The following is a 1,473-nucleotide window of genomic DNA, read 5'->3' on the forward strand; positions in this document are numbered from 1 at the left end:
AGACAAAAGTGCAACGGTCGGCCACTTTGTTTGCATTTTAGGAAATGCCGCTGTGGCCAACCCGGGAATTGATAGCTATCTAAGGCATACTGTCGAACCGAATGGTTCGGTCGGAATATTGAGAGAATGAAGGGGTTTATAGTGTTCATAGCGGGCAAGCGATTATTAACCGCAGCGCTGTTGTCAGCCACGGTACTAACCTCTACGCCTTCAATGGCTGAGACAATATTCGGGGCAATGGAGAAGGCCTACGAGAGAAACTCCACCGTCAATGCGGACAGGGCCGGCGTACGCGTCACCGACGAAGGTGTTGCGGTTGCAAAATCGGCGTATCGTCCGACCATAAACGGGAACGCGTCTTTGGCGTCGACCTGGCGCCGGCTTGATGGCGGTCTTCATGGACGCACTGACGAAGGGACGTTCGGCATCACCGTGAACCAGCTGCTGTTCGACGGGTTCACCACAAAGAACAATGTGGCTTCTGCAAAAACACAGGTGTTGGCCGCGCGTGAAAACCTGCGCAACAGCGAGCAGAACACTTTGTTTCAAGCCGCACAGGCATTCATGGACGTCTACCTCACCCGTCAGATTGTCATCCTGCGGCAGAAAAACCTTGAGTTCCTCGACGAACAGTTGCGCGCCGCGCGCGCACGTTTCGATGTTGGCGAGGGAACGCGTACCGACGTTGCGCAAGCCGAGGCCTCCAAAGCCTCTGCCATCGCAACGCTAGCCGCTGCGAAATCCGACGAAAAGAATGCCGAAGCTGTCTATATTCAGATTGTCGGCGCGGAGCCTGGCCGCCTCAAGGCCGCGGCGATGGCATCGAAATCACTGCCGCGATCAATGGATCAGGCATTCAGCATCGCCGCCAACAATCATCCGGCGATCCTGGCTACACAATATGCCGTCGATGCAGCTGGATATAATGTGAAGGCGCAGGAAGGTCAGCTCCTGCCTCAGGTCGGCCTCCAGGGATCGATTACGCGCGATGAAATCTTCGAGGGCGGACTGAGCACCAACACCACGGACTCGACATCGGCCTCCGCCGGGATCCAGATGACGATCCCGATCTATAGCGGCGGCAGGACATCGGCTCTGGTTCGCCAGTCCAAGGAAACGTTGGGACAGCGGCGCATCGAAGTTGATGTACAGCGCGACGCTGTCCGTCAGGCGATCGCCAACGGCTATTCGACCATGGAATCTGCGAAAGCGCAGATCGTTGCTCAAAGATCAGTGGTTGCGGCCGCGGAACTCGCCTTGAACGGCGTCATCGAAGAACGCAAGGTGGGCCAGCGCACGACACTCGACGTGTTGAATGCCCAAGCCGATGTGTTGACCGGACAGGTTAGCCTCGCGCAGGCCGAACGTGACAGTGTTGTGGCGAGCTACGCCGTTCTCCTGGCCGTTGGGCGCCTAAACCCCGGCCAAATCGGCTTGCAGGTCGCGGAATACCATCCTGAGGAGCATTATGAC

Annotated in this window: 1 protein-coding gene; it reads left to right on the plus strand. The window is 57.3% G+C overall.

Translation table 11 applies throughout. The features are described from left to right. Window positions 1-126: 126 nt before the first annotated feature. The coding region (locus ACXJ5O_RS26800; protein WP_457302562.1) for a TolC family outer membrane protein at window positions 127-1,473 on the plus strand (1,347 nt) is incomplete at its 3' end.

The sequence above is a fragment of the Phyllobacterium sp. P5_D12 genome (assembly GCF_054049495.1).